Annotated in this window: 20 protein-coding genes and 2 tRNA genes; 7 read left to right on the plus strand and 15 right to left on the minus strand. The window is 68.4% G+C overall.

Annotation, left to right across the window (positions count from 1 at the left end):
* Positions 1-214 precede the first annotated feature (214 nt).
* The 6 genes from pcnB (at position 215) to C9F13_RS09485 (ending at position 5,717) form a co-directional block, all read left to right on the plus strand.
* Positions 215-1,612 (plus strand): polynucleotide adenylyltransferase PcnB, encoded by a 1,398-nt coding sequence (gene pcnB / locus C9F13_RS09460; protein WP_108446025.1) that lies wholly within the window; start codon positions 215-217, stop codon positions 1,610-1,612.
* A 1-nt stretch (position 1,613) separates the two neighbouring features.
* Positions 1,614-2,114 carry a 2-amino-4-hydroxy-6-hydroxymethyldihydropteridine diphosphokinase gene (folK, locus tag C9F13_RS09465; RefSeq protein ID WP_108446026.1) on the plus strand — a complete coding sequence of 167 codons (501 nt, stop codon included), beginning with the start codon at positions 1,614-1,616 and terminating at the stop codon, positions 2,112-2,114.
* 113 nt (positions 2,115-2,227) lie between these two features.
* On the plus strand, positions 2,228-3,019 hold the full coding sequence (panB, locus tag C9F13_RS09470) for a 3-methyl-2-oxobutanoate hydroxymethyltransferase (RefSeq protein WP_108446027.1): 792 nt from the start codon (positions 2,228-2,230) through the stop codon (positions 3,017-3,019).
* Complete coding sequence (gene panC, locus C9F13_RS09475) at positions 3,019-3,867, plus strand: pantoate--beta-alanine ligase (RefSeq protein WP_108446028.1); 849 nt, start codon at positions 3,019-3,021, stop codon at positions 3,865-3,867. Before panB ends, panC begins: the two co-directional genes overlap by 1 nt.
* 35 nt (positions 3,868-3,902) lie before the next feature.
* The gene (panD, locus tag C9F13_RS09480; RefSeq protein WP_108446029.1) at positions 3,903-4,283 is read left to right on the plus strand and encodes an aspartate 1-decarboxylase; all 381 of its coding nucleotides are present in this window, start codon (positions 3,903-3,905) and stop codon (positions 4,281-4,283) included.
* 258 nt (positions 4,284-4,541) lie between these two features.
* Positions 4,542-5,717 (plus strand): acetyl-CoA C-acetyltransferase, encoded by a 1,176-nt coding sequence (locus C9F13_RS09485; RefSeq protein ID WP_108446030.1) that lies wholly within the window; start codon positions 4,542-4,544, stop codon positions 5,715-5,717.
* 207 nt (positions 5,718-5,924) lie between these two features.
* On the opposite strand, the gene pnp is transcribed toward C9F13_RS09485, so the two are convergent.
* From pnp to rlmE, 15 genes are all read right to left on the minus strand, one after another.
* Positions 5,925-8,060, minus strand: coding sequence for a polyribonucleotide nucleotidyltransferase (gene pnp / locus C9F13_RS09490; protein ID WP_211310944.1), 2,136 nt, complete (start codon positions 8,058-8,060; stop codon positions 5,925-5,927).
* A 405-nt stretch (positions 8,061-8,465) separates the two neighbouring features.
* A complete protein-coding gene (gene rpsO / locus C9F13_RS09495; RefSeq protein ID WP_108446032.1) occupies positions 8,466-8,735 on the minus strand; it encodes a 30S ribosomal protein S15 in 270 nt (89 codons plus the stop codon).
* Positions 8,736-8,813: 78 nt separating this feature from the next.
* Positions 8,814-9,731: a tRNA pseudouridine(55) synthase TruB gene (gene truB, locus C9F13_RS09500; RefSeq protein WP_108446033.1), complete on the minus strand. Its 918-nt coding sequence runs from the start codon at positions 9,729-9,731 to the stop codon at positions 8,814-8,816.
* A complete protein-coding gene (gene rbfA, locus C9F13_RS09505) occupies positions 9,731-10,150 on the minus strand; it encodes a 30S ribosome-binding factor RbfA (RefSeq protein WP_108446034.1) in 420 nt (139 codons plus the stop codon). Before rbfA ends, truB begins: the two co-directional genes overlap by 1 nt.
* Positions 10,151-10,168: 18 nt before the next feature.
* Positions 10,169-12,691, minus strand: coding sequence for a translation initiation factor IF-2 (gene infB / locus C9F13_RS09510; RefSeq protein WP_108446035.1), 2,523 nt, complete (start codon positions 12,689-12,691; stop codon positions 10,169-10,171).
* Positions 12,692-12,718: 27 nt separating this feature from the next.
* Positions 12,719-14,212, minus strand: coding sequence for a transcription termination factor NusA (gene nusA / locus C9F13_RS09515; RefSeq protein WP_108446036.1), 1,494 nt, complete (start codon positions 14,210-14,212; stop codon positions 12,719-12,721).
* A gap of 43 nt (positions 14,213-14,255) precedes the next feature.
* Entirely contained in the window at positions 14,256-14,714 is a 459-nt protein-coding gene (gene rimP / locus C9F13_RS09520; RefSeq protein WP_108446037.1) for a ribosome maturation factor RimP, read from the minus strand.
* Between the two features lie 218 nt (positions 14,715-14,932).
* Positions 14,933-15,009, minus strand: a tRNA-Met gene (locus C9F13_RS09525).
* Between the two features lie 107 nt (positions 15,010-15,116).
* Positions 15,117-15,203 (minus strand) — tRNA-Leu (locus tag C9F13_RS09530).
* Between the two features lie 25 nt (positions 15,204-15,228).
* Complete coding sequence (gene secG, locus C9F13_RS09535; RefSeq protein ID WP_108446038.1) at positions 15,229-15,588, minus strand: preprotein translocase subunit SecG; 360 nt, start codon at positions 15,586-15,588, stop codon at positions 15,229-15,231.
* A gap of 4 nt (positions 15,589-15,592) precedes the next feature.
* The gene (gene tpiA / locus C9F13_RS09540; RefSeq protein ID WP_108446039.1) at positions 15,593-16,342 is read right to left on the minus strand and encodes a triose-phosphate isomerase; all 750 of its coding nucleotides are present in this window, start codon (positions 16,340-16,342) and stop codon (positions 15,593-15,595) included.
* Between the two features lie 80 nt (positions 16,343-16,422).
* The gene (gene glmM, locus C9F13_RS09545) at positions 16,423-17,772 is read right to left on the minus strand and encodes a phosphoglucosamine mutase (RefSeq protein WP_108446040.1); all 1,350 of its coding nucleotides are present in this window, start codon (positions 17,770-17,772) and stop codon (positions 16,423-16,425) included.
* Complete coding sequence (folP, locus tag C9F13_RS09550) at positions 17,765-18,628, minus strand: dihydropteroate synthase (RefSeq protein ID WP_108446041.1); 864 nt, start codon at positions 18,626-18,628, stop codon at positions 17,765-17,767. Before folP ends, glmM begins: the two co-directional genes overlap by 8 nt.
* 65 nt (positions 18,629-18,693) lie before the next feature.
* Positions 18,694-20,658, minus strand: coding sequence for an ATP-dependent zinc metalloprotease FtsH (gene ftsH, locus C9F13_RS09555; protein ID WP_108446042.1), 1,965 nt, complete (start codon positions 20,656-20,658; stop codon positions 18,694-18,696).
* A gap of 200 nt (positions 20,659-20,858) precedes the next feature.
* The gene (gene rlmE / locus C9F13_RS09560; RefSeq protein WP_108446043.1) at positions 20,859-21,539 is read right to left on the minus strand and encodes a 23S rRNA (uridine(2552)-2'-O)-methyltransferase RlmE; all 681 of its coding nucleotides are present in this window, start codon (positions 21,537-21,539) and stop codon (positions 20,859-20,861) included.
* A gap of 192 nt (positions 21,540-21,731) precedes the next feature.
* Between rlmE and yhbY the strand changes: the two genes are divergently transcribed.
* Positions 21,732-22,058 (plus strand): ribosome assembly RNA-binding protein YhbY, encoded by a 327-nt coding sequence (gene yhbY, locus C9F13_RS09565; RefSeq protein ID WP_108446044.1) that lies wholly within the window; start codon positions 21,732-21,734, stop codon positions 22,056-22,058.
* Positions 22,059-22,110 lie beyond the last annotated feature (52 nt).

Genomic DNA, 22,110 nt, shown 5'->3' on the forward strand with positions numbered 1-22,110 from the left:
GGCGATGCGCCATCACGAAGAAGAATCAGCTGCACGGACGCAGCATCCTGCTTTCAAGGGGAGGCCATCGGCCTCCCCTTTCTCTATCTGGCGAGCCGTGACCGGCGCGCCGCCAGCCCCTCATCGCCAGGGCATTGCCGCACCGCGCTTTGCAAGGTGTCAGTGGTCGGCTACACTCAACGCTTTTCCGCGTCCCGCGAGTCGATATCGCCGCATGATCAAAGGTTTTACCCGCTTTCTGCAGAGCCCGGGCCAGCACCTCAAGTCGCTGTTCGGCCCTCAGGATGCGCCGGCCGGCAGCACCGGCCCTCGCATCATCCCCCGCCAGGAACACCCGGTCTCGCGTCAGCACTTCAGTGACGCCGCCATCAAGGTGCTCTACCGCCTGCATAACGCCGGCTTCCAGGCCTTCCTGGTCGGGGGGTGCATCCGCGACTCGCTGCTCGGTCACATGCCCAAGGATTTCGACGTCGCCACCGACGCCACGCCGGAACAGGTCCGCGAGCTGTTTCGCAACTCGCGGATCATCGGCCGGCGCTTTCGCATCGTGCACGTCCGCTTCGGCCGCGAGGTGATCGAGGTCACCACCTTCCGCGGCAAGCCCAACGACGACCACGCCGACCATATCTCCCAGCAGTCGGACGATGGCCTGCTGCTGCGCGACAACGTCTGGGGCAACCTCGAGGAGGATGCCCTGCGCCGCGACTTCACGGTCAACGCCCTCTACTACAACATCGCCGACTTCTCGATCCACGACTTCGCCGATGGCGTGAAGGACATCGAGGCCCGCACCCTGCGGCTGATCGGCGACCCGGCTACGCGCTATCGCGAGGATCCGGTGCGGATGCTGCGCGCGGTGCGCTTCGCCGCCAAGCTCGACTTCCACCTCGATCCCGCCACCGAGGCGCCGATCGCCGAGGCGGCGCCGCTGCTGCTGCAGATTCCGCCGGCCCGGCTGTTCGACGAGGTGCTCAAGCTGTTCATGGCCGGCCACGGGGTCGTCACCTTCCGGCTGCTGCGCCAGTACGGCCTGTTCGCCATGCTCTTCCCCGAGGCCGACGAGGCCATGGAGGCGCTGCCCTGGGCCGAGCGCCTGGTCGAGCACGCGCTGGAGAGCACCGACCGTCGCATCCGCGAGGATCGCCCGGTGACGCCAGCCTTCCTGTTCGCCGCCCTGCTCTGGGCGCCCGTCCAGCAGCGCCAGGCGATCCTCGAGGCCGACGGCATGCCGGCGATCCCCGCGCTGCAGGCGGCCTCCCAGCAGGTGGTGTCGCGCCAGCTCCAGCACATCACCATTCCCAAGCGTTTCAGCCTGCCGATGCGCGACATCTGGGACCTCCAGCAGCGGCTGCCGCTGCGCCGCGGCAAGCGCGTCTTCCAGACCCGCGAGCATCCGCGCTTCCGGGCGGCCTATGACTTCCTGCTGCTGCGCGAGACCGCCGGCGAGCTCGAGCCGGGACTCGGCGACTGGTGGACCGCCTTCCAGCAGGCCGACGAGCACGAGCAGCGCCGCCTGCTGAGCAAGGTCGGCGCCGACCCGGCCGGCAGTGCGGCACCGCGCAAGCGCCGCCGGCGCCGCCGCAAGCCGCGGGGCCCCGCGAGCGACGCATGACATGAGCCGCGCGGAGCATCACGCCTGGATCGGCCTGGGCAGCAACCTCGATGGCCCCCGCGAGCACGTCGCGCGCGCCCTCGAGGAGCTCGACCGCCTGCCGCTGACGCGCCGCGTCGCCGCCTCAAGACTCTATGCCAGCCGCCCGGTGGGGCCCGCCGACCAGCCCGACTACGTCAACGCCGTGGCGCAGCTGGCGACGCGGCTTTCGCCGCTTGCCCTGCTCGATCAGCTGCAGGCCCTCGAGCAGCGCCACGGCCGGGTGCGCGGCCGCCGCTGGGGCCCTCGCACCCTGGACCTGGACCTGCTGCTCTACGACGACCGCCGGCTGGCGCTGCCGCGCCTCACCCTGCCCCATCCGGAGATGACCCGGCGTGCCTTCGTGCTGGTGCCGCTGGCCGAGCTGGCCCCGAGCCTGACCCTCGACGGGCAGCCGCTGGCCCGCCTCGCGGCCGGGCTCGATCGCGACGGGCTGGCGCCGGTGTTACCGACCGGCGGATGATCGCCCCCACACTGTTACCTATCGACACCCCGACACGATTCGGGTAACAATCGCGGGTTACACCGAGGACGGCCCGCCAGAGGCCTCCCCCGACCAGACGATGAGAACACGCCATGAAAACCGTCACCCTGAGCACGCTGTCGACCCTCAAGCGCGCCGGTGAGCCCTTCAGCTGCCTGACCGCCTACGACGCCTCCTTCGCGCGGGCGGCCGGCGAGGCCGGCATCGAGGTGCTGCTGGTGGGCGATTCGCTGGGCATGGTCCTGCAGGGGCACGCCAGCACCCTGCCGGTGACCCTCGACGAGGTCTGCTATCACACCCGCTGCGTGGCCCGCGGCAAGGGCAAGAGCCTGCTGATGGTCGACCTGCCCTTCATGAGCAACGCCAGCACCGAGCGCCTGCTGCAGGATGCCGGCGAGCTGATGCGGGCCGGCGCCGAGCTGGTCAAGGTCGAGGGCGAGGCGTGGATGGCCGAGGGCATTCGTGAGCTGACGCGGCGCGGCGTGCCGGTCTGCGCCCACCTCGGCCTGACGCCCCAGTCGGTCTACCAGCTGGGCGGCTACAAGGTGCAGGGTCGTGAGGCCGAGCAGGCGACCCGGATCCTCGAGGACGCCCGCACGCTGGTCGAGGCCGGGGCCTCGGTGATCCTGCTGGAGTGCGTGCCGGCGAGCCTGGGACGGGCGGTGAGCGAGGCGCTGGAGGTGCCGGTGATCGGCATCGGCGCCGGCCCCGACACCGACGGCCAGATCCTCGTGATGCACGACGTGCTGGGGGTGACCCACGGCCGCACGCCGCGCTTCGTCAAGAACTTCATGGCGGAGGCCGACGACATCCAGGGCGCCTTCCGTCGCTACCACGAGGACGTCAAGGCCCGCCGCTTCCCCGCCGAGGAGCACTGTTTCTGATGCGCACCCTGCACGAGATTGCCCCCCTGCGCGAGGCCCTGGACGACGCCCGTCGTCGCGGCCAGCGCGTTGCCCTGGTGCCGACCATGGGTAACCTCCACGAGGGCCATTTGGCGCTGGTCGCGGAAGCCCGCCGCCGGGGCGACGTGGTGGTGGCGACCATCTTCGTCAACCCGCTGCAGTTCGGCCCCGGCGAAGACCTGGACGCCTACCCGCGCACCCTCGCCGAGGACCAGATGAAGCTCGAGGCGGCCGGCTGCGACCTGCTGTTCGCCCCCGAGACCACCACGCTCTACCCGCGCGGCCTGGATGCCCAGACCCGGGTCAGCGTGCCCGAGGTCAGCGAGGGGCTGTGCGGCGGCGACCGCCCCGGCCACTTCGACGGCGTGGCCACCGTGGTGACCATGCTCTTCCAGCTGGTGCAGCCCGACGTGGCCTGCTTCGGCGAGAAGGACTACCAGCAGCTGGCGGTGATCCGCCGCCTGGTGGCCGACCTGCACCTGCGGGTGGAGATTGTCGGCGTGCCGATCGTACGCGCCGAGGACGGCCTGGCGCTCTCCTCGCGCAACGGCTACCTGGACGCGGCGCAGCGCGCCGTCGCGCCGACGCTCTACGCGACCCTGTGCACCCTGCGCGCGGCGCTGGAGGACGGCGCCGCCCCACATGACGCCCTGGCCGACGGCCTCGCCCGGCTGAGGGAGGCCGGCTTCGCACCGGACTACCTGGAGCTGCGCGCCGCCGACCTGGGCCCGGTCACGGCGACAACCCGCGAAGCCGTGCTGCTCGCCGCGGCTCGCCTGGGCCCGACCCGACTGATCGATAACCTGAGCCTGACCCTGCCGCGCTGACGGCGCGGCATCGCGACCAGAGGAACCCCTGTCCCATGCAGACCATCATGCTCAAGGCCAAGCTGCACATGGCCCGCGTCACCCATGCCGTGCTCAACTACGAAGGCTCCTGCGCCATCGACGGTGAGCTGCTGGACATGGCCGGCATCCGCGAGAACGAACAGATCCAGATCTACAACGTCGAGAACGGCCAGCGCTTCACCACCTATGCCATCCGCGCCGAGGAGGGCTCGCGGATCATCTCGGTGAACGGCGCGGCCGCCCACCTCGCCACCGAAGGGCAGCGGGTGATCATCTGCAGCTACGCCCACTACAGCGAGGCGGAGCTCGACGCCCACCAGCCGGCCCTGGTCTATCTCCAGGAAGGCAACGTCGTCAGCCACACCAGCAACGCCATCCCGGTACAGCTGGCCTGACGCCACTCGGGCACCCCACCCCGGGGTGCCCGCGCCTCCTCCCCGTGCCTTTCCCCAGGCCCTCCCCGTAGCGCCCTCTCCCTGCCGCCCTCCTCGCGACGGCCTCGCCGCGACGCCCTTACGGCCATGGAAGCATTGCCGCGACGCACAAGACTCCCCTATGCTGAGGGACCGGCCCTGTCTGAGACGCCATCGAACGCAGGGTGCCCTCCGGACACGGCCGCCAGTCCGCTACCTTATTCTTCAGGAGTATCCCGCATGCAAGACGTGGTGATCGTTGCTGCACGCCGTACCGCCGTCGGCACCTTCGGCGGCTCCCTGGCCGGCATTCCCGCCAGCGACCTGGGCGCCCATGTCATCAAGGACATCCTGGCCTCCACCGGTGTCGCCGGCGACCAGGTTGACGAGGTCCTGCTCGGCCAGGTGCTGACCGCCGGGGTCGGCCAGAACCCCGCCCGCCAGGCGAGCATCAAGGCCGGCCTGCCCGACGCGGTGCCCGCCATGACCATCAACAAGGTCTGCGGCTCCGGTCTCAAGGCCCTGCACCTGGCGACCCAGGCGATCCGCTGCGGCGATGCCGAGCTGATCATCGCCGGCGGCCAGGAGAACATGTCCGCCTCGCCCCACGTGCTGCCCAATTCGCGTAATGGCCAGCGCATGGGGGACTGGAAGGCCATCGACAGCATGGTCCACGATGGGCTGTGGGATGCCTTCAACGACTACCACATGGGCATCACCGCCGAGAACCTGGCCGAGAAGTACGGCATCACCCGCGAGCAGATGGACGAGTTCGCCGCCGGCTCCCAGCAGAAGGCCGCCGCCGCTATCCGCGAGGGCAAGTTCAAGGGCCAGATCGTTCCGGTCGAGATTCCCCAGCGCAAGGGCGACCCGGTGGTCTTCGACACCGACGAGGGCCCGCGCGACGTGACCGCCGAGAAGCTCGCCGGCATGCGCCCCGCCTTCAAGAAGGACGGCACCATCACCGCCGGCAACGCCTCCTCGATCAACGATGGCGCCGCCGTGGTCATGCTCTGCTCCGCCGAGAAGGCCAAGGCGCTGGGCCTCGAGCCGCTGGCGCGCATCAAGGCCTACGCCAACGCCGGCGTCGACCCGTCGATCATGGGCATCGGCCCGGCCCCGGCGACCCGTCGCTGCCTGGAGAAGGCCGGCTGGAGCCTGGACGACCTGGACCTGGTCGAGGCCAACGAGGCCTTCGCCGCCCAGGCGCTCTCGGTCAACAAGGAGCTCGGCTGGGACACCGACAAGGTCAACGTCAACGGCGGCGCCATCGCCATCGGCCACCCGATCGGCGCCTCCGGCTGCCGCATCCTGGTGACCCTGGTGCACGAGATGATCGCCCGGGATGCCAAGAAGGGCCTGGCGACGCTGTGCATCGGCGGCGGGCAGGGCGTGGCCCTGGCGATCGAACGGTAAGCACACACCACGATACGATCGGCCTCGGGGACAGGTCGAAGCGGAGGTCCGATGCCATGGATGGCATCGGTAGCGCCCAGGGAAGGGTTCACAGCGCCTCCGCATAGACCTGTCGCCGGGAAAGCCGCTCACCCCATACGACAACCGCCCCCGCAGCCAGGCTGCGGGGGCGGTTTGTCTTACGGCTTAACGCTTAAGGCTGACGGCTCAGAGCTCGGGCTCGGCGGCCGCTTCGGCCTCGAAGGCGGCCTTCTCTTCCGGGGTGATCTCCTTGATGGTGAGCTTCACCCGGTTGCGGTTGTCGATGTCGAGCACCTTGACGATGGGCTCGTCGCCCTCGTTGAGGAAGTCACGCACGTCGTTGACCCGCTCCGGCACGATCTGGGAGATGTGCACCAGGCCGTCGGTGCCCGGCATGATGTTGACGAAGGCACCGAAGTCGGCGATGCGCACCACCTTGCCGCGGTAGAGCTTGCCGATCTCGGGCTCGGCGGTGATCGCGAGCACGATGTCGATGGCCGCCTTGGCCGCCGACTTGTCCTCGGCATAGATGCGCACGGTGCCGTCGTCATCCAGGTCGATGGAGGCGCCGGTGTCCTCGCAGATCTTGCGGATGGTAGCGCCGCCCTTGCCGATGACGTCGCGGATCTTCTCCGGATCGATCTTGAGGGTCGCCATGGAGGGCGCGTTCTCGGAGACCTCGGCACGGCTCTGGGCGATCACGGTGTTCATCTGCTCGAGGATCTGCTGGCGGGCGTCGTAGGCCTGCTGCAGCGCCTGCTCCATGATCTCCTCGTTGATGCCCTCGATCTTGATGTCCATCTGCAGGGCGGTCACGCCCTCGGCGCTGCCGGCCACCTTGAAGTCCATGTCGCCGAGGTGGTCCTCGTCGCCGAGGATGTCGGTGAGCACGGCGAAGCCGTCGTCATCCTTGACCAGGCCCATGGCGATGCCGGCCACCGGGGCCTTCATCGGCACGCCGGCGTCCATCAGCGCGAGCGACGAGCCGCACACGGAGGCCATGGAGCTGGAGCCGTTGGACTCGGTGATCTCGGAGACCACGCGGATGGTGTAGGGGAAGTCCGCCTCGTCGGGCAGCATCGCCTGCACGCCGCGGCGCGCCAGGCGGCCGTGGCCGATCTCGCGGCGCTTGGGCCCGCCCATGAAGCCGGCCTCGCCCACGCTGTAGGGGGGGAAGTTGTAGTGCAGCAGGAAGCGGTCCTTGCGCTCGCCTTCCAGCGACTCGATCAGCTGGGAGTCGCGCAGGGTGCCCAACGTCGCCACCACGATGGCCTGGGTCTCGCCGCGGGTGAAGATCGCCGAGCCGTGGGTCTTGGGCAGGCTGCCGACCTCGATGGAGAGCGGACGCACGGTCTTGTGGTCGCGGCCGTCGATGCGCGGCTCGCCCTTTACCACCCGCGAGCGCACCACGCGCTTCTCGAGGCTGGCGAAGGCGCCTTTCACCTCGTCGGCGGCGAACTGGCCCTCTTCCTCACCGGCGAGCTGCTCGACCGCCTGGTCCTTGAGGACGGAGAGCGCGTCCTGGCGCGCCATCTTGTCGGTGACGCGGTAGGCCTCGCCGACCTTGGCCTCAAAGGCCTCGGCCATCGCCTGCTTGAGGGCGACGTTCTCGGCCGGAGCCTGCCACTCCCACTTGGCCTTGCCGGCCTCGGCGGCCAGCTCGTTGATGGCGCCGATGGCGACCTGCATCTCCTGGTGGGCGTAGAGCACCGCGCCCAGCATCTCGTCCTCGAGCAGCTCCTTGGCCTCGGACTCGACCATCAGCACCGCCTTCTCGGTACCGGCGACGACCATGTTGAGCTCGGAGTCGACCAGCTCCTCCACGGTGGGGTTGAGGAAGTAGCCGTTCTCCTCGGTGAAGCCCACCCGCGCGGCGCCGATCGGGCCGTTGAAGGGCACGCCGGAGATCGCCAGCGCCGCGGAGGTGCCGAGCATCGCCGCGATATCCGGATCGTGGTTACGGTCGGTGGAGAGCACCGAGCAGACCACCTGCACCTCGTTCATGAAGCCCTTGGGGAAGAGCGGGCGGATCGGACGGTCGATCAGCCGCGAGGTGAGGGTCTCCTTCTCGGTGGGACGCCCCTCGCGCTTGAAGAAGCCACCGGGAATCTTGCCGACGGCGTAGGTCTTCTCCTGGTAGTGGACGGAGAGCGGGAAGAAGGGCTGGGCCGGGTTGGCCTCCTTCTTGGCCACCACGGTGCACAGCACCACGGTGTCGTCCATGGTGACCATCACGGCACCGGTGGCCTGGCGGGCGATGCGCCCGGTTTCCAGGGTGACGGTGCTGCGACCGTACTGAAATGTCTTCTTGACCGGATTCACGGCGACTTCCTTCAACGTTACTTTTCTGTGTTTGGGTCGTTTTGACTCGCCGACCATTTTAGGGCGTGACGCCCGCCGGGACCACCAGGCGGCGACATTTCCAGCGACTGCCTCATCCCCACCTTCTTGAAGGACCTGGGCTGGCCCGTCGACAGACCTTCGAGGAGGAGCTGTAAACCCATCCATGGGCGCTACCGACGCCCTGCGGCGCTCTCGCGTCCCGCTCCGCTTGCAGGGCCGGTGCAGGCCATCCATGGCCAGCCCGTTCGGAGCAATCCTCCTCACCCCTGGCGTAGGACCTCCTCCCCGGCTTGCCCCCAGCGGCGCTCTGCCTGTTTCTTTCCAACAACGCAAAACGGGCAGCCCGAAGGCTGCCCGTTTTCGTTACCGCTTGGGGTGCGACGCTTAGCGGCGCAGGCCCAGACGCTGGATCAGCGACTGATAGCGCTCGAAGTCCTTGCGCTTCAGGTAGTCCAGCAGCTTGCGGCGCTGGTTGACCATGCGGATCAGGCCACGACGGGAGTGGTGATCCTGCTTGTTGGTCTTGAAGTGATCCTGCAGGCCGTCGATGTTGGCGCTCAGCAGGGCCACCTGCACTTCGGGGGAACCGGTGTCGTTGTCGCCGCGACCGTACTCGCTGACGATTGCGGACTTCTGCTCGGCTGTCAGTGCCATCTGTCTCTCCAGTAAGCAATATGCTTGAAGTTGAATGTATGAGACCACGCATATTTGCAGTCTCGGGCGTCTCTCCCTTCACTCGGCTGCGGTGCTCAGCAGCCGCTTCGGCGCCACCTCCTGTGGCCCCGTTACCGTGGCGAGCCCCAGGAAGGCCTCGCCGCGATAGAGTCTGGCGGTCTCGCCCTCGGCGAGCCCGCAGGGCTCGACCCGGGCCGACTGGCCGTGGGTCAGGCGTCCCGCCGCCTCGGCGTCGACGTCGAGGCGCGGCAGGTGATCGACCAGCACGTCCACGGGCAGCAGCACCGCCTCGCGCGCGGCCTGGTCGGCCAGGGTCTCGAGCGCGGCGAAGTCCTGCATGCCGTCGCTCGTGAAGGGCCCGGTCGCCAGCCGCCGCAGCGCGCTGATGTGGGCCCCGCAACCCAGGGCGCGGCCGATGTCCTCGGCCAGCGTGCGGATGTAGGTGCCCTTGCTGACGCGGACCTCCAGCTCGAAGGCCTCGGCCTCGCTGGCGAGAAGCCGGGCATCATACACCGTCACGCGGCGGGCTGCACGCTCGATCGACTTGCCCTCGCGGGCGAGCTCATAGAGCTTGCGGCCCTGGTGCTTGAGCGCCGAGTACATCGGCGGCACCTGCTCGATCTCGCCGCGAAAGCGCGTCAGCACGCCCTCGATATCGGCCTCGGTGAGCCGCGGCACCGCGTGACGCTCGATCACCGCGCCCTCGGCGTCGCCGCTGTCGGTGACCACCCCGAGCTCCACCCGGGTGCGGTAGACCTTGTCGGCCTCCAGCAGGTGGGCGGAGAACTTGGTCGCCTCGCCGAAGCAGACCGGCAGCAGGCCGGTGGCCATGGGATCCAGCGTCCCGGTGTGGCCGGCCTTCTGCGCCTGGAACAGGCGCCGCGCCCGCTGCAGGGCGTGATTGCTGGACGCTCCCGCGGGCTTGTCCAGCAACAGCACGCCGTTCACCGGCAGTCCGCGACGTCGACGTGCCATCAGTCGCGCTCGCTTCCGCCACGCTCGGCGTTGTCGTCGTCCGGCGCCTCGCCCTGCTGGGCCTGGTCGCTGGCCACCGCCTCGTCGATCAGCGACGACAGCCGCTGGCCGCGCACCACGCTCTCGTCGTAGTGGAAGCGCAGCTCCGGGACGTGGCGCAGCTTGATGCGCCGGGCGATCTGGCTGCGCAGGAAACCGGCGGCACGCTTGAGCACCGCCAGGTTCTCCTTGATGCGCTCGGGGGCCTGCTCACCCAGCAGGGTCACGTGGACATCGGCATAGCCGAGGTCACGACTGACCTCGACGCCGCTGACGGTGACCATGCCCAGGCGCGGATCCTTGACCTCGCGCTGGATGAGTACCGCCAGCTCCTTCTGGAGCTGGTCGGCCACCCGGTCGGTACGCTTGAACTCGCGCATGATCGGCTCCTCGAGCGGTTAGAGCGTCCGCTCGACCTTGACCTGGTCGAAGACCTCGATCTTGTCGCCGACCTGGACGTCGTTGTAGTTCTTCACGCCGATGCCGCACTCCATGCCGTTGCGCACTTCCTGGACGTCGTCCTTGAAGCGGCGCAGCGACTCGAGCTCGCCCTCGTAGATCACCACGTTGTCGCGCAGCACGCGGATCTTCTTGTTGCGATGCACGCTGCCCTCGACGACCATGCAGCCGGCCACGGCGCCGATCTTCGGTGCGCGGAAGACGTCGCGGACCTCGGCCACGCCGACGATCTCTTCCTTCCACTCCGGGGCCAGCATGCCGCTCATGGCCTGCTTGACCTCGTCGATCAGCTGGTAGATCACGCTGTAGTAGCGCAGATCCAGGCCTTCCCGCTCGATGATCTCGCGAGCCGCGGCGTCGGCACGCACGTTGAAGCCGACCACGATGGCGTCACTGGCGAGCGCCAGGTTGGCGTCGGTGCCGGTGATGCCGCCGACGCCGGAGGAGACCACGGCCACCTCGACCTCGTCCGTGGAGAGCTCTTCCAGGGCGCCCTTGATGGCTTCCAGCGAGCCCTGCACGTCGGCCTTGAGCACGATGTTGAGCTTGGCGGCGACGTCCTGGCCCATCTGGCTGAACATGTTCTCCAGCTTGGCCTTCTGCTGGCGCGCCAGGCGCACCTCGCGGTACTTGCCCTGACGGAAGTTGGCGACCTCGCGGGCCTTCTTCTCGTCGGCCAGCACCATGAAGTCGTCACCCGCCTCGGGGGTGCCGTCCAGGCCCTGGATCTCCACCGGGGTGGAGGGACCGGCCTCGTCGACCTGCTTGCCCAGCTCGTTGGTCAGCGCACGCACGCGGCCGTAGTGCAGGCCGGCGAGCACGATGTCGCCCTTCTTCAGGGTGCCGTTCTGGACCAGCACGGTGGCCACCGGGCCGCGGCCCTTGTCCAGGCGCGACTCGACCACCACGCCCTTGCCGGGCGCCTCGGGCACGGCCTTGAGCTCGAGCACCTCGGAGACCAGCTGGATCGACTCCAGCAGCGCCTCGATGCCCTCCCCGGTGTGCGCGGAGACGTGCACGAACTGGGTGTCGCCGCCCCACTCCTCGGAGATGACGCCGTGCTGGGAGAGCTCGTTCTTGACCCGGTCCGGATCGGCGCCCGACTTGTCGATCTTGTTGACCGCGACCACCATCGGCACCTCGGCGGCCTTCGAGTGCTCGATGGCCTCGATGGTCTGGGGCATGACGCCGTCGTCGGCGGCCACCACCAGCACCACCACGTCGGTGGCCTTGGCACCGCGGGCACGCATGGCGGTGAACGCCGCGTGGCCCGGGGTATCCAGGAAGGTCACGCCGCCGTGGTCGTCTTCCACGTGGTAGGCACCGATGTGCTGGGTGATGCCACCCGCCTCGCCGGTGGCCACCTTGGCCTTGCGGATGTAGTCGAGCAGCGAGGTCTTGCCATGGTCGACGTGACCCATGACGGTCACGACCGGCGAACGGGTGATCTCCTCGCCCTCGTAGGAGATGCCCTCGAGGACCTCGGTCTCCAGCGCATCGTCCTTGACCAGCTTGGGCGTGTGGCCCATCTCCTCGACCACGATGGCCGCGGTGTCCTGATCGATGGTCTGGTTGATGGTCACCGCCGCGCCCATGGTGAACATGGCCTTGATGACCTCGTTCGCCTTGATCGACATCTTGTCGGCCAGGTCGGCAACGCTGATCGACTCGGGGATCGAGACCTCGCGGACGATCGGCTGGGTCGGCTTCTGGAAGCCGTGCTTGCCGCCGCCCTGGGTACCGCCGCCCCGGCGACCGCCGCGACGCTCGGCACGCTTGGCCTTCTTGCCGCCCCGGCGACGCTCCTCGCGGTCACCGCGATCGTCGTCGCGATCGTCACGGCCCTTCTTGCCGGCCTTGCCGCTGGCCTTCTTGACCGCGGCACGACGCGGCTCAGCACGCCCCTCCTTGGGGGGCGCCGGCGGCTCGTCGGGGGCTGGCTGGGTCTCCAGCTCCGGCACCGGGATCGCCGGCTCGCTGACGGCCTTCTCGGCCTCCAGCTTGGCGGCGGCCTCGCGCGCGGATTCCTCGGCGGCACGTGCCTTGGCTTCCTCGGCCTCGCGGGCATCCTTGGCGGCCTGGGCCTGCTGGGAATCGGCCATGTCGCCGACCAGCTGGCGCGGCCCGGCGTCGACCTCGGGCTCGCTCTTGGCGGTCTCTTCCTCGGCGCGCTTGACGTAGGTGCGCTTCTTGCGCACCTGCACCTCGATGCTCTTGCCACGCTCGCCTGTCTTGATGCGGCTGCGCGTCTTGCGCGTCAGGGTGATGCGGTTCTTCGCCGCCCCGGCGCCGGTGCCGCCGTGACTCTTGGTGAGATAGTCGAGCAGCTGGCGCTTGTCCTCTTCGGACACGGCGTCATTCTCGGCCTTCTGGCCGAGCCCTGCTTCCTTCATCTGCTCCAGCAGGCGAGGCACGTCGCGCCCCACCTTCGCTGCAAAATCCTTAACGGTCATTTCTGACATTACGACCCTCCTCAGCCCGTGACCCGTTTACTGTTCGTTCTCGAACCATGGCGCACGGGCAGTCATGATCAGTGCCGCGGCGCGCTCCTCGTCGATACCCTCGATGTCGGTCAGATCATCGACGGACTGCTCGGCCAGGTCCTCCATGGTGACAATGCCCCGACTGGCCAGAATGAAGGCCAGGTGACGCTCCATGCCGTCCATCTCCAGCAGGTCGTCGGCCGGCTGGGCGCCGTCGAGTTCCTCCTCGGAGGCGATGGCGAGGTTCAACAACTCGTCCTTGGCGCGAGCGCGCAGCTCTTCGATGAGATCCTCGTCGAACTCCTCGATCTCCAGCATCTCCTCGACCGGCACGTAGGCGACCTCCTCCAGGGAGGTGAAGCCCTCGTCCACCAGCAGGCGCGCCACGTCCTCGTCGATGTCCAGGTGCTGGATGAAGTGTTCGACGAGACTGTCCACTTCCTGGTCGCGCTTGGCCTCGGCCTCCTCCTCGGTCATGACGTTGAGACGCCAGCCGGTGAGCTCGGAGGCCAGGCGCACGTTCTGGCCGCTGCGGCCGATGGCCTGGGCCAGGTTGTCCTCGGCGACGGCCACGTCCATGGCGTGGGATTCCTCGTCGACGAGGATCGAGGCGACATCGGCCGGCGCCATGGCGTTGATCACCAGCTGGGCGGGATTGTCGTCCCACAGCACGATGTCCACGCGCTCGTTCTGCAGCTCCGAGGAGACCGCCTGCACGCGCGAGCCGCGCATGCCGACGCAGGCGCCGACCGGATCGATGCGACGGTCGTTGGTCTTGACCGCGATCTTGGCCCGGGAGCCCGGATCGCGCGCCGCGCCCTTGATCTCGATGAGCTGCTCGGCGATCTCCGGCACCTCGATGCTGAACAGCTCGATGATCAGCTCCGGGCAGGTGCGCGAGAGGATCAGCTGGGCACCGCGGGCCTCGGCATCGACCTTGACCAGCAGCGCGCGGACCCGCTCGTTCATGCGGTAGCGCTCGCCCGGGATCATCTCGCTGCGCGGCAGGAACGCCTCGGCGTTCTCGCCCAGGTCGATGATCAGGCCGTCGCGGGTGGTCTTCTTGACGATGCCGGCGACCAGCTCGCCCTCGCGCTCGGCGTACTGGCGCACCACCTCGGCGCGCTCGGCCTCGCGCACCTTCTGCACGATGACCTGCTTGGCGGTCTGGGCGGCGATGCGGCCGAAGGCGGCATTCTCGATGCGCTCCTCGACCACGTCGCCGAGCCCCAGGGGCGGATCGCGGCGCTCGGCGTAGGAGAGCTTGATCTGGGCGTCGGGCCCGTCGAAGTCGTCGTCCTCGACCACCTCCCAGCGGCGGAAGGTCTCGTAATCGCCCGTGTGGCGATCGATGTGCACGCGCACGCTGGCTTCCTCGTCTTCGAAGCGCTTGCGCGATGCACTGGCCAGGGCCGCCTCGACGGCCTCGAAGATCACCTCGCGGGAGACCCCCTTCTCGTTGGAGATCGTGTCGACGACCGCCAGAATTTCTTTACTCATGCCTTAGCCTCGCCAGTGAACCTGTCCTTATACACCGAGCTCGTCACGTGAACTGCGGGACGACCCGCGCCTGATCGATGCCCTCGATGGGAAAGCAATACTCCTCGCCGTCGACCTGCAACAGCACCTCGTCATTCTCGACGCCTGCCAGCAGCCCCTTGAACTTGCGCCGGCCGTCGAAGGGCGCGCGCAGCTTCACGGTGACCACATGGCCGGCATACTGGGCGAACTGCTCGAGGGTGAAGAGCGGTCGATCCATGCCCGGCGAGGACACTTCCAGTCGATACTCGCCCGGCACCGGGTCCTCGACATCGAACACCGCGCTGATCTGACGACTGACGTCGGCGCAGTCGTCCACGCTTATCCCGTTCTCGTGGTCGATGTAGATCACCAGGCGGGAGTGTTTGCCCTGGGACAGATGATCGATGCCCCAGAGTTCGAACCCCATGGCCGAGACCACCGGTTCGATCAGCGCATGCAGCGCAGCATCCTTGATTGCCACGGAAGAAAGCTCCTACAGCCGTTGCATCAGGCACCTGGCCGGGAGTTGAGAGAAGAGTCAGGTGGCTGATTGGCGTTGCCCGAGCAGCGCCGCCGGCATTTCCGGCTGGCAAGCTGCTAACAAAAAGCCCCTTCACAGGAAGGGGCTTTTACAAGAAACCTGTATACCACTTCGGCACTCTGGCACGCCCCTGATGCTGCGCATGCCTGCCAAGAAGATGGTAGCGGGGACCGGATTTGAACCGATGACCTTCGGGTTATGAGCCCGACGAGCTACCAGACTGCTCCACCCCGCATCAATCTAGGTCGGTGATTGTAAGCCCACATGACCTGTTGGTCAAGCGGCAACACCGCATTCTGCCAATCCTGCTTCGAAGGCGCGAAAGGTTCGCTTGCTTCGATTTGGTGCCGAAGGCGGGACTTGAACCCGCACGACCGTAAGGTCACTACCCCCTCAAGATAGCGTGTCTACCAATTCCACCACTTCGGCATCGGGGAGGCTGGATCAAGACGACTCAGTCGCCGCTTTCCTCCAGCACTGGCGCAGTATTATCCATATCACTGCTGCCTTCGTCAAGGGTCGGAACGGCATTCTGCTGCTCGATCAGTTCGGCATCGGGAATGCCGGCCTCGGGCGCATCGCCGGCCTGGGACGCGAAGTACGCCAGGGTCAGCGAGGTGGCGAAGAAGGCCACGGCCAGAAGGCCGGTGAACTTCGCCAGGAAGTTACCGCTGCCCCGCGAGCCGAACACGGTCTGGGAGGCACCGCCGCCGAAGGCGGCACCGGCTTCGGCGCCCTTGCCCTGCTGCAGCAGGATCAGGACGACCAGGGCGATGGCGATCGCCACGTGGGTCATGAGAATGGCAACTTGCATGGATTCAACCTGCTGACTGACAAATGGCTAGGAAATCGTCGACCTTGAGGGAGGCTCCCCCCACCAGGCCGCCGTCGATGTCGGGCTGGGCGAGCAGCTCGGCGGCATTATCCGCCTTCATGCTGCCGCCGTACAGCAGACGCATGCCGGCGGCGAGCGCCTCGTCGTGGCGCGCCAGGCGCGCGCGCAGGGCCGCGTGTACCGCCTGCGCCTGCTCGGGGGTGGCGGTGCGGCCGGTACCGATCGCCCAGACCGGCTCATAGGCGACGATCAGGCGCGGCCGCTGGGTCGCGTCGAGGGCCTCGACGACCGCCTCGAGCTGGCCCAGCACCACCGCCTCGGTGCGGCCGGCCTCGCGCTCCTCGAGGGTCTCGCCGACGCAGAGCACCGGGGTGAGCCCCTCGTGGAGCGCCGCCTGGACCCGCGCCAGCACCGCCGCGTCGTCCTCGCCGAACAGGGCGCGGCGCTCGGAGTGGCCGACCAGCACCAGGCGGGCGCCGCACTCGCGCAGCATGGCGCCGCTGACCTCGCCGGTGAAGGCGCCGGCGGGCCGATCGCTGAGCGTCTGGGCGCCCACCATCACGGCGGTCTCGCCCAGCGCCTGGGCCGCGGCGCCCAGGTAGGGGAAGGGCACCATCAGGGCCACCTCGACGTTCACGGGCAGGGAGACGCCGGCGAAGGCCCGGCCGAACTCCTCGACCAGGGACAGGGAGCCGTTCATCTTCCAGTTCCCGGCGATCAGCGGCATGCGCATGGAGCTTCCTCTTTCAAGGTGGTGCGAAATGGTATAGGAGGGGCCCAGCCAAGACAACCAGCCCCGGCGGGCGGGCCCGCTCAGCCGAGCAGCGCCTCGACGTCGTCGGCCAGGCGCCGCGCCAGGCCGTCGACGTCCAGGTGCGCCCGCCCCTCGACCATCACGCGGATCAGCGGCTCGGTGCCCGAGGCGCGCAGCAGCACCCGCCCCTGATCGCCGAGCTCCGCCTCCAGGGCGCTGACCGCCTGCTTGAGCGACGCCTGCTCGAGCAGCGCCTTGGCATCGCTGCCCGGCGTCAGGCGCACGTTGACCAGCGCCTGGGGCGCCTTCTCCAGCCCGGCGAGCAGGTGGCCGAGCGACTCGCCCTCGCGGACCATGATCGCCAGTACCTGCAGCGCCGAGACGATGCCGTCGCCGGTGGTCTGCACGTGGCCGCAGACGATGTGCCCGGAGGACTCGCCGCCCAGCTGCCAGCCGTTGGCCGCCAGGCGCTCCATGACGTAGCGGTCGCCGACCTTGGCGCGCTCGAAGGGGATCTCGAGCGACTCCATGGCGGTGGCGAGGCCGAAGTTGGACATCAGGGTGCCCACCACGCCGCCGTTCAGGTCGCCCCGGGCGTGGCGATCACGGGCGATCAGGTAGAGGATGTCGTCGCCGTCGATCTCGCGGCCGTCGGCATCCACCAGCAGCACCCGGTCGCCGTCGCCGTCGAAGGCCACGCCGAGGTCGGCGCCCTGCGCGACGACCGCCTTGCTCAGGGCCTGGGGATGGGTCGAGCCCACCGCCTGGTTGATGTTGAGGCCGTCGGGCGAGGCGCCGATCAGGCTGACCTCGGCGCCCATCTCGCGAAACACGCTGGGGGCGATGTGGTAGGTGGCGCCGTGGGCGCAGTCGACCACCATCTTCAGGCCGTGCAGGCTGACCCGGTCGGGAATGGTCGACTTGCAGAACTCGATGTAGCGGCCGGGGGCGTCATCGACCCGCGTCGCCTTGCCCAGCCGGGACGGCCCCACGGTGGTCAGCGGCTCCTCGAGCATCGCCTCGATCTCGGCCTCGACCGCGTCGGCCAGCTTGGTGCCGGCGGCGGAGAAGAACTTGATGCCGTTGTCCTGGAAGGGGTTGTGCGAGGCCGAGATGACGATGCCCGCGTCGGCACGGAAGGTGCGGGTCAGGTAGGCGATGGCCGGGGTCGGCATCGGCCCCAGCAGCATCACGTCGACGCCGGCGGCGGAGAGCCCGGACTCCAGCGCCGACTCGAACATGTAGCCGGAGATCCGCGTGTCCTTGCCGATCATCACCCGCGCCCGTCCGGTCTCGCGGGTCAGCACGCGACCGGTGGCCCAGCCCAGCTTGAGCATGAAGTCGGCGGTGATGGGGGGCTCCCCCACGGTGCCGCGGATACCGTCGGTGCCAAAGTAGCGTCTAGTCATGCGAAGCGCCTTCCTCGAGTACGGCCCAGGTCATGTTCACCGCGTCCACGTGGGGCCCCACGTCGTGAACGCGCAGGATACGGGCGCCACGCTCCACCGCCAGGGCGGAGAGCGCCAGGCCGCCGGCGAGGCGCTCCTCCACCGGCCGCCCCAGCACCTTGCCGATCATGCTCTTGCGCGACATGCCGACGAGCAGCGGCAGGCCGAGCCCCGCCACGCGCTCCATCTGCTTGAGCAGGCGCAGGTTGTGCTCCACCGTCTTGGCGAAGCCGAAGCCGGGGTCGAGCAGCAGGCGCTCGCGGCGCAGCCCGGCGGCCTCGCAGGCCGCCACCCGCTGCGCCAGGAAGTCGGCCACCGCCTCCTCCACCGGCACCTCATAGTGCGGGTCCTGCTGCATGTCGCCGGGCTCGCCGAGCATGTGCATCAGGCACACCGGCAGGCCACTGGCGATGGCCGCCGACAGCGCGCCCTCGCGGCGCAGGTTGCGCACGTCGTTGATCATGCCCGCCCCGGCCTCGGCCGTCGCCGTCATCACCTCGGGCGTGCTGGTGTCCACCGAGACCAGGGCATCGAACTCACGCACCAGCGCCTCGACCACCGGCACCACCCGATCCAGCTCCTGCTGGACCGACACCGGCTCGGCGCCCGGGCGCGTGGACTCGCCGCCCACGTCGATGATCGCGGCCCCTTCGGCCAGCATGCGCTCGGCATGGCGCAGGGCGTCGTCCGGCACCGCGTGGCGCCCGCCGTCGGAGAAGGAGTCGGGGGTGACGTTGAGGATCCCCATGACGCGGGGAAAGGAGAGGTCGAGGCGGTGCCGGCCGCACTGCAGGTGGGTCGCTGTGCTGGTATCCATCGTCTTCCTGTTGGTCGAACGGCAAAGGCGCCCCGCAGGGCGCCTGAGAGTGCTGCCTGGGCGGCTCAGCTGCCGGCCGGGCCACCCAGCGGGTCGGAGGGTCGACGCGAGGGCGTGTCGTCATCCTCGGCGTCGTCGCTCGCCGCCGGGCCGGTCTCGGCACGGGGCTCGCCGCCGGTGGGGGCGCCGCCGCTCGGGTCGTCCCAGCCTTCGGGGGGACGCGGGTCGCGGCCTTCCATGATGTCCTTGAGCTGCGTCGAGTCGATGGTCTCGTACTTCATCAGCGCGTCGGCCATGGCATCCAGCTTGTCGCGGTTCTCCTCGAGGATCCGCTGGGCCTGCTCGTAGCAGCCGTCGATGATCTTGCGCACCTCCTTGTCGAGCTTGGAGGTGGTCTCGCCGGACTTGAGCTTGCCGCCCTGGCCGGGGCCGCCGAGGAACTGGTGGGACTCGTCCTCGTCGTACATGATCGGCCCCATTTCCTCGGAAAGACCCCACTTGGCGACCATGTTGTGGGCGAGCTCAGTGGCGCGCTTGATGTCGTTGGAGGCGCCGGTGGTGACACCGTTCGGCCCCAGGGTCATCTCCTCGGCGATGCGGCCGCCGAACAGCGAGCAGATCTGGCTGATGATCTGCTGGCGCGACAGGCTGTAGCGATCCTCCTCGGGGAGGAACATGGTCACGCCGAGCGCCCGGCCGCGGGGGATGATGGTCACCTTGTAGACCGGGTCGTGCTCCGGCATCACCAGGCCGATGATGGCGTGGCCCGACTCGTGATAGGCGGTGTTGAGCTTCTCCTTGTCGGTCATGACCATGGACTTGCGCTCGGCGCCCATCATGATCTTGTCCTTGGCGAGCTCGAGCTCCTCCATGCCCACCAGGCGCTTGTTGCGACGCGCGGCGAACAGCGCGGCCTCGTTGACCAGGTTGGCCAGGTCGGCGCCGGAGAAGCCGGGCGTGCCGCGGGCGATCAGCGACGGCTTGACGTCGTCGGCCAGCGGAACCTTGCGCAGGTGCACGTTGAGGATGTGCTCGCGGCCGCGGATGTCGGGCAGCGGCACCACCACCTGGCGGTCGAAGCGGCCCGGGCGCAGCAGCGCCGGGTCGAGCACGTCGGGACGGTTGGTGGCGGCGATGACGATGATGCCCTCGTTGGCCTCGAAGCCATCCATCTCGACCAGCAGCTGGTTCAGGGTCTGCTCGCGCTCGTCGTTGCCGCCGCCCATGCCGGCGCCGCGCGAGCGGCCCACGGCGTCGATCTCGTCGATGAAGATGATGCAGGGCGACTGCTTCTTGGCCTGCTCGAACATGTCACGCACGCGGGAGGCGCCGACGCCGACGAACATCTCGACGAAGTCGGAGCCGGAGATCGAGAAGAACGGCACCTTGGCCTCGCCGGCGATCGACTTGGCGAGCAGCGTCTTGCCGGTACCGGGCGGGCCGACCATCAGCACGCCGCGCGGGATGGTGCCGCCCAGGCGCTGGAACTTGGTCGGGTCGCGCAGGAAGTCGACCAGCTCCTCGACCTCCTCCTTGGCCTCGTCGCAGCCGGCGACGTCGGCGAAGGTGGTCTTGATCTGGTCCTGGGAGAGCAGCTTGGCCTTGGACTTGCCGAAGCTCATGGGCCCGCCCTTGCCGGCCCCACCGCCCTGCATCTGGCGCATGAAGAACATGAAGATGGCAAGTATCAGCAGGATCGGGAAGCTGGCGATCAGCAGGCGCATCCACAGGCTCTGCTGCTCGGGCTCCTTGCCCACCACGGTGACGTCGTTGGCCAGCAGGTCGTCCATCAGCTTGGGATCCTCCGCCGCCGGGCGGATGGTCCGGAACTGGGAGCCGTCGTTGCGCTCACCGCTGATGGTGTAGCCATCGATGGTGACGCTCTTGACCTGCTGGTTCTGCACCTGCTGGACGAACTGGGAATAGTTCATCGCCTGGGGGGAACTGTCGACGCTGAAGTTGTTGAACACCGTCAGCAGTACCGCCGCGATGACCAACCACAGAATCAGGTTCTTCGCCATGTCGTTCAAGGGACTACCCTCATTGCAAGAATCTGTCGGCCGAAAATGCCTGGTCCTTCGACACTACATGAGCGGCACATGTTCAGCCAGCCTGGGGCCGGAGCGGGAATGCCCTCCACTGTGACACAGTCGCGGCATCCTGTCCGGCCATCGGCCCATTAGGCGCCGCCTATCGTGGCAGCGCCCCGTATTGCCGCCGAGGCCACGCCTCAGCCGCGAAATCCTTCCGCCAGCAGGTACACCTCCCGCGAGCGGGGCCGGGAGGCCTCCGGCTTGCGCGTCACCACCCGCGTGAAGCTGCCGCGCAGCTCCTTCAGGAACTCGTCGAACCCCTCGCCCTGGAAGACCTTGGCCAGGAAGGTACCGCCGGGTGACAGCGTCTGGCGCGCCAGGTCGAGGGCCAGCTCCACCAGGTACATCGCCTGGGGCTGGTCGATGGCGGCCATCCCACTCATATTGGGGGCCATGTCCGACATCACAAGGTCGACCGGCCGATCGCCGAGGGTTTCGAGGATCGCCTCGAGCACGTGCGCCTCGGTGAAGTCGCCCTGGATGAAGTCGACGTCGGCCAGGGCGTCCATCTCGAGGATGTCCGAGGCGATCACCACGCCGTTCGAGCCGATCTTCTCGGCGGCCACCTGGCTCCAGCCGCCCGGGGCGGCGCCCAGGTCGATCACCGTCATGCCGGGTCGCAGCAGCTTGTCCTTCTCGTCCAGCGCCAGCAGCTTGTAGCTGGCCCGGCTGCGGTAGCCGTCCTGCCAGCTCTGCTGCACGAAGCGGTCGTCGAAGTGCTCCTTCATCCAGCCCTTGCTGGTCTTGCTGACGGAGGCCTTGCTGGCCGGCTTCTTGCCGGCAGCGCCCTTGGCGCGGGAAGCATGGGGACGTGCCACGGCATCACCTGTGAATGGCCATGAATGACAGGTAGTCGAGCGAAATCCGGGAAGACCCGAGGGAGGTGCGACGGGGTGCTGACCTGCGGACCCGGCCGGTGGAGAAGCAGGCGGGGCGGTAACGCGCTTTCGCCGCGGGGCGATTCACCGTACCATGTGCGCTGCGCGCCAACCGGGAAGAAGCAAGATACCATGAGCTTGTCACAGGCACAAAAGAAAGCATTTCGCAGCATCGGCCACCACCTCGACCCCGTGGTCACGGTCGCCGAGAGCGGCGCCTCCGAGGGGGTGATCGCCGAACTCGACCGGGCCCTGCGCGACCACGAGCTGATCAAGGTCAAGCTCGCCCTGCCCGACCGCGACGACCGCGCGGCCATGCTCGACGAGCTGGTCGAGGCGAGCGGCGCCGAGCTGGTGCAGAAGATCGGCAAGATGGCCCTGCTCTATCGCCACAACCCCAGGGTCAACCCGAAGCTCTCCAACATCACCCGCTTCGAGGAGCACCACGGGCGGCGCTGAGGCGCCCGACGCTCGCCAGGGGTCACGACCCGCGAGCGTCACGATCCGCCAA

Origin of the sequence: Halomonas denitrificans (genome assembly GCF_003056305.1) — a bacterium.
GTDB classification, from domain to species: Bacteria; Pseudomonadota; Gammaproteobacteria; order Pseudomonadales; family Halomonadaceae; genus Halomonas; species Halomonas denitrificans.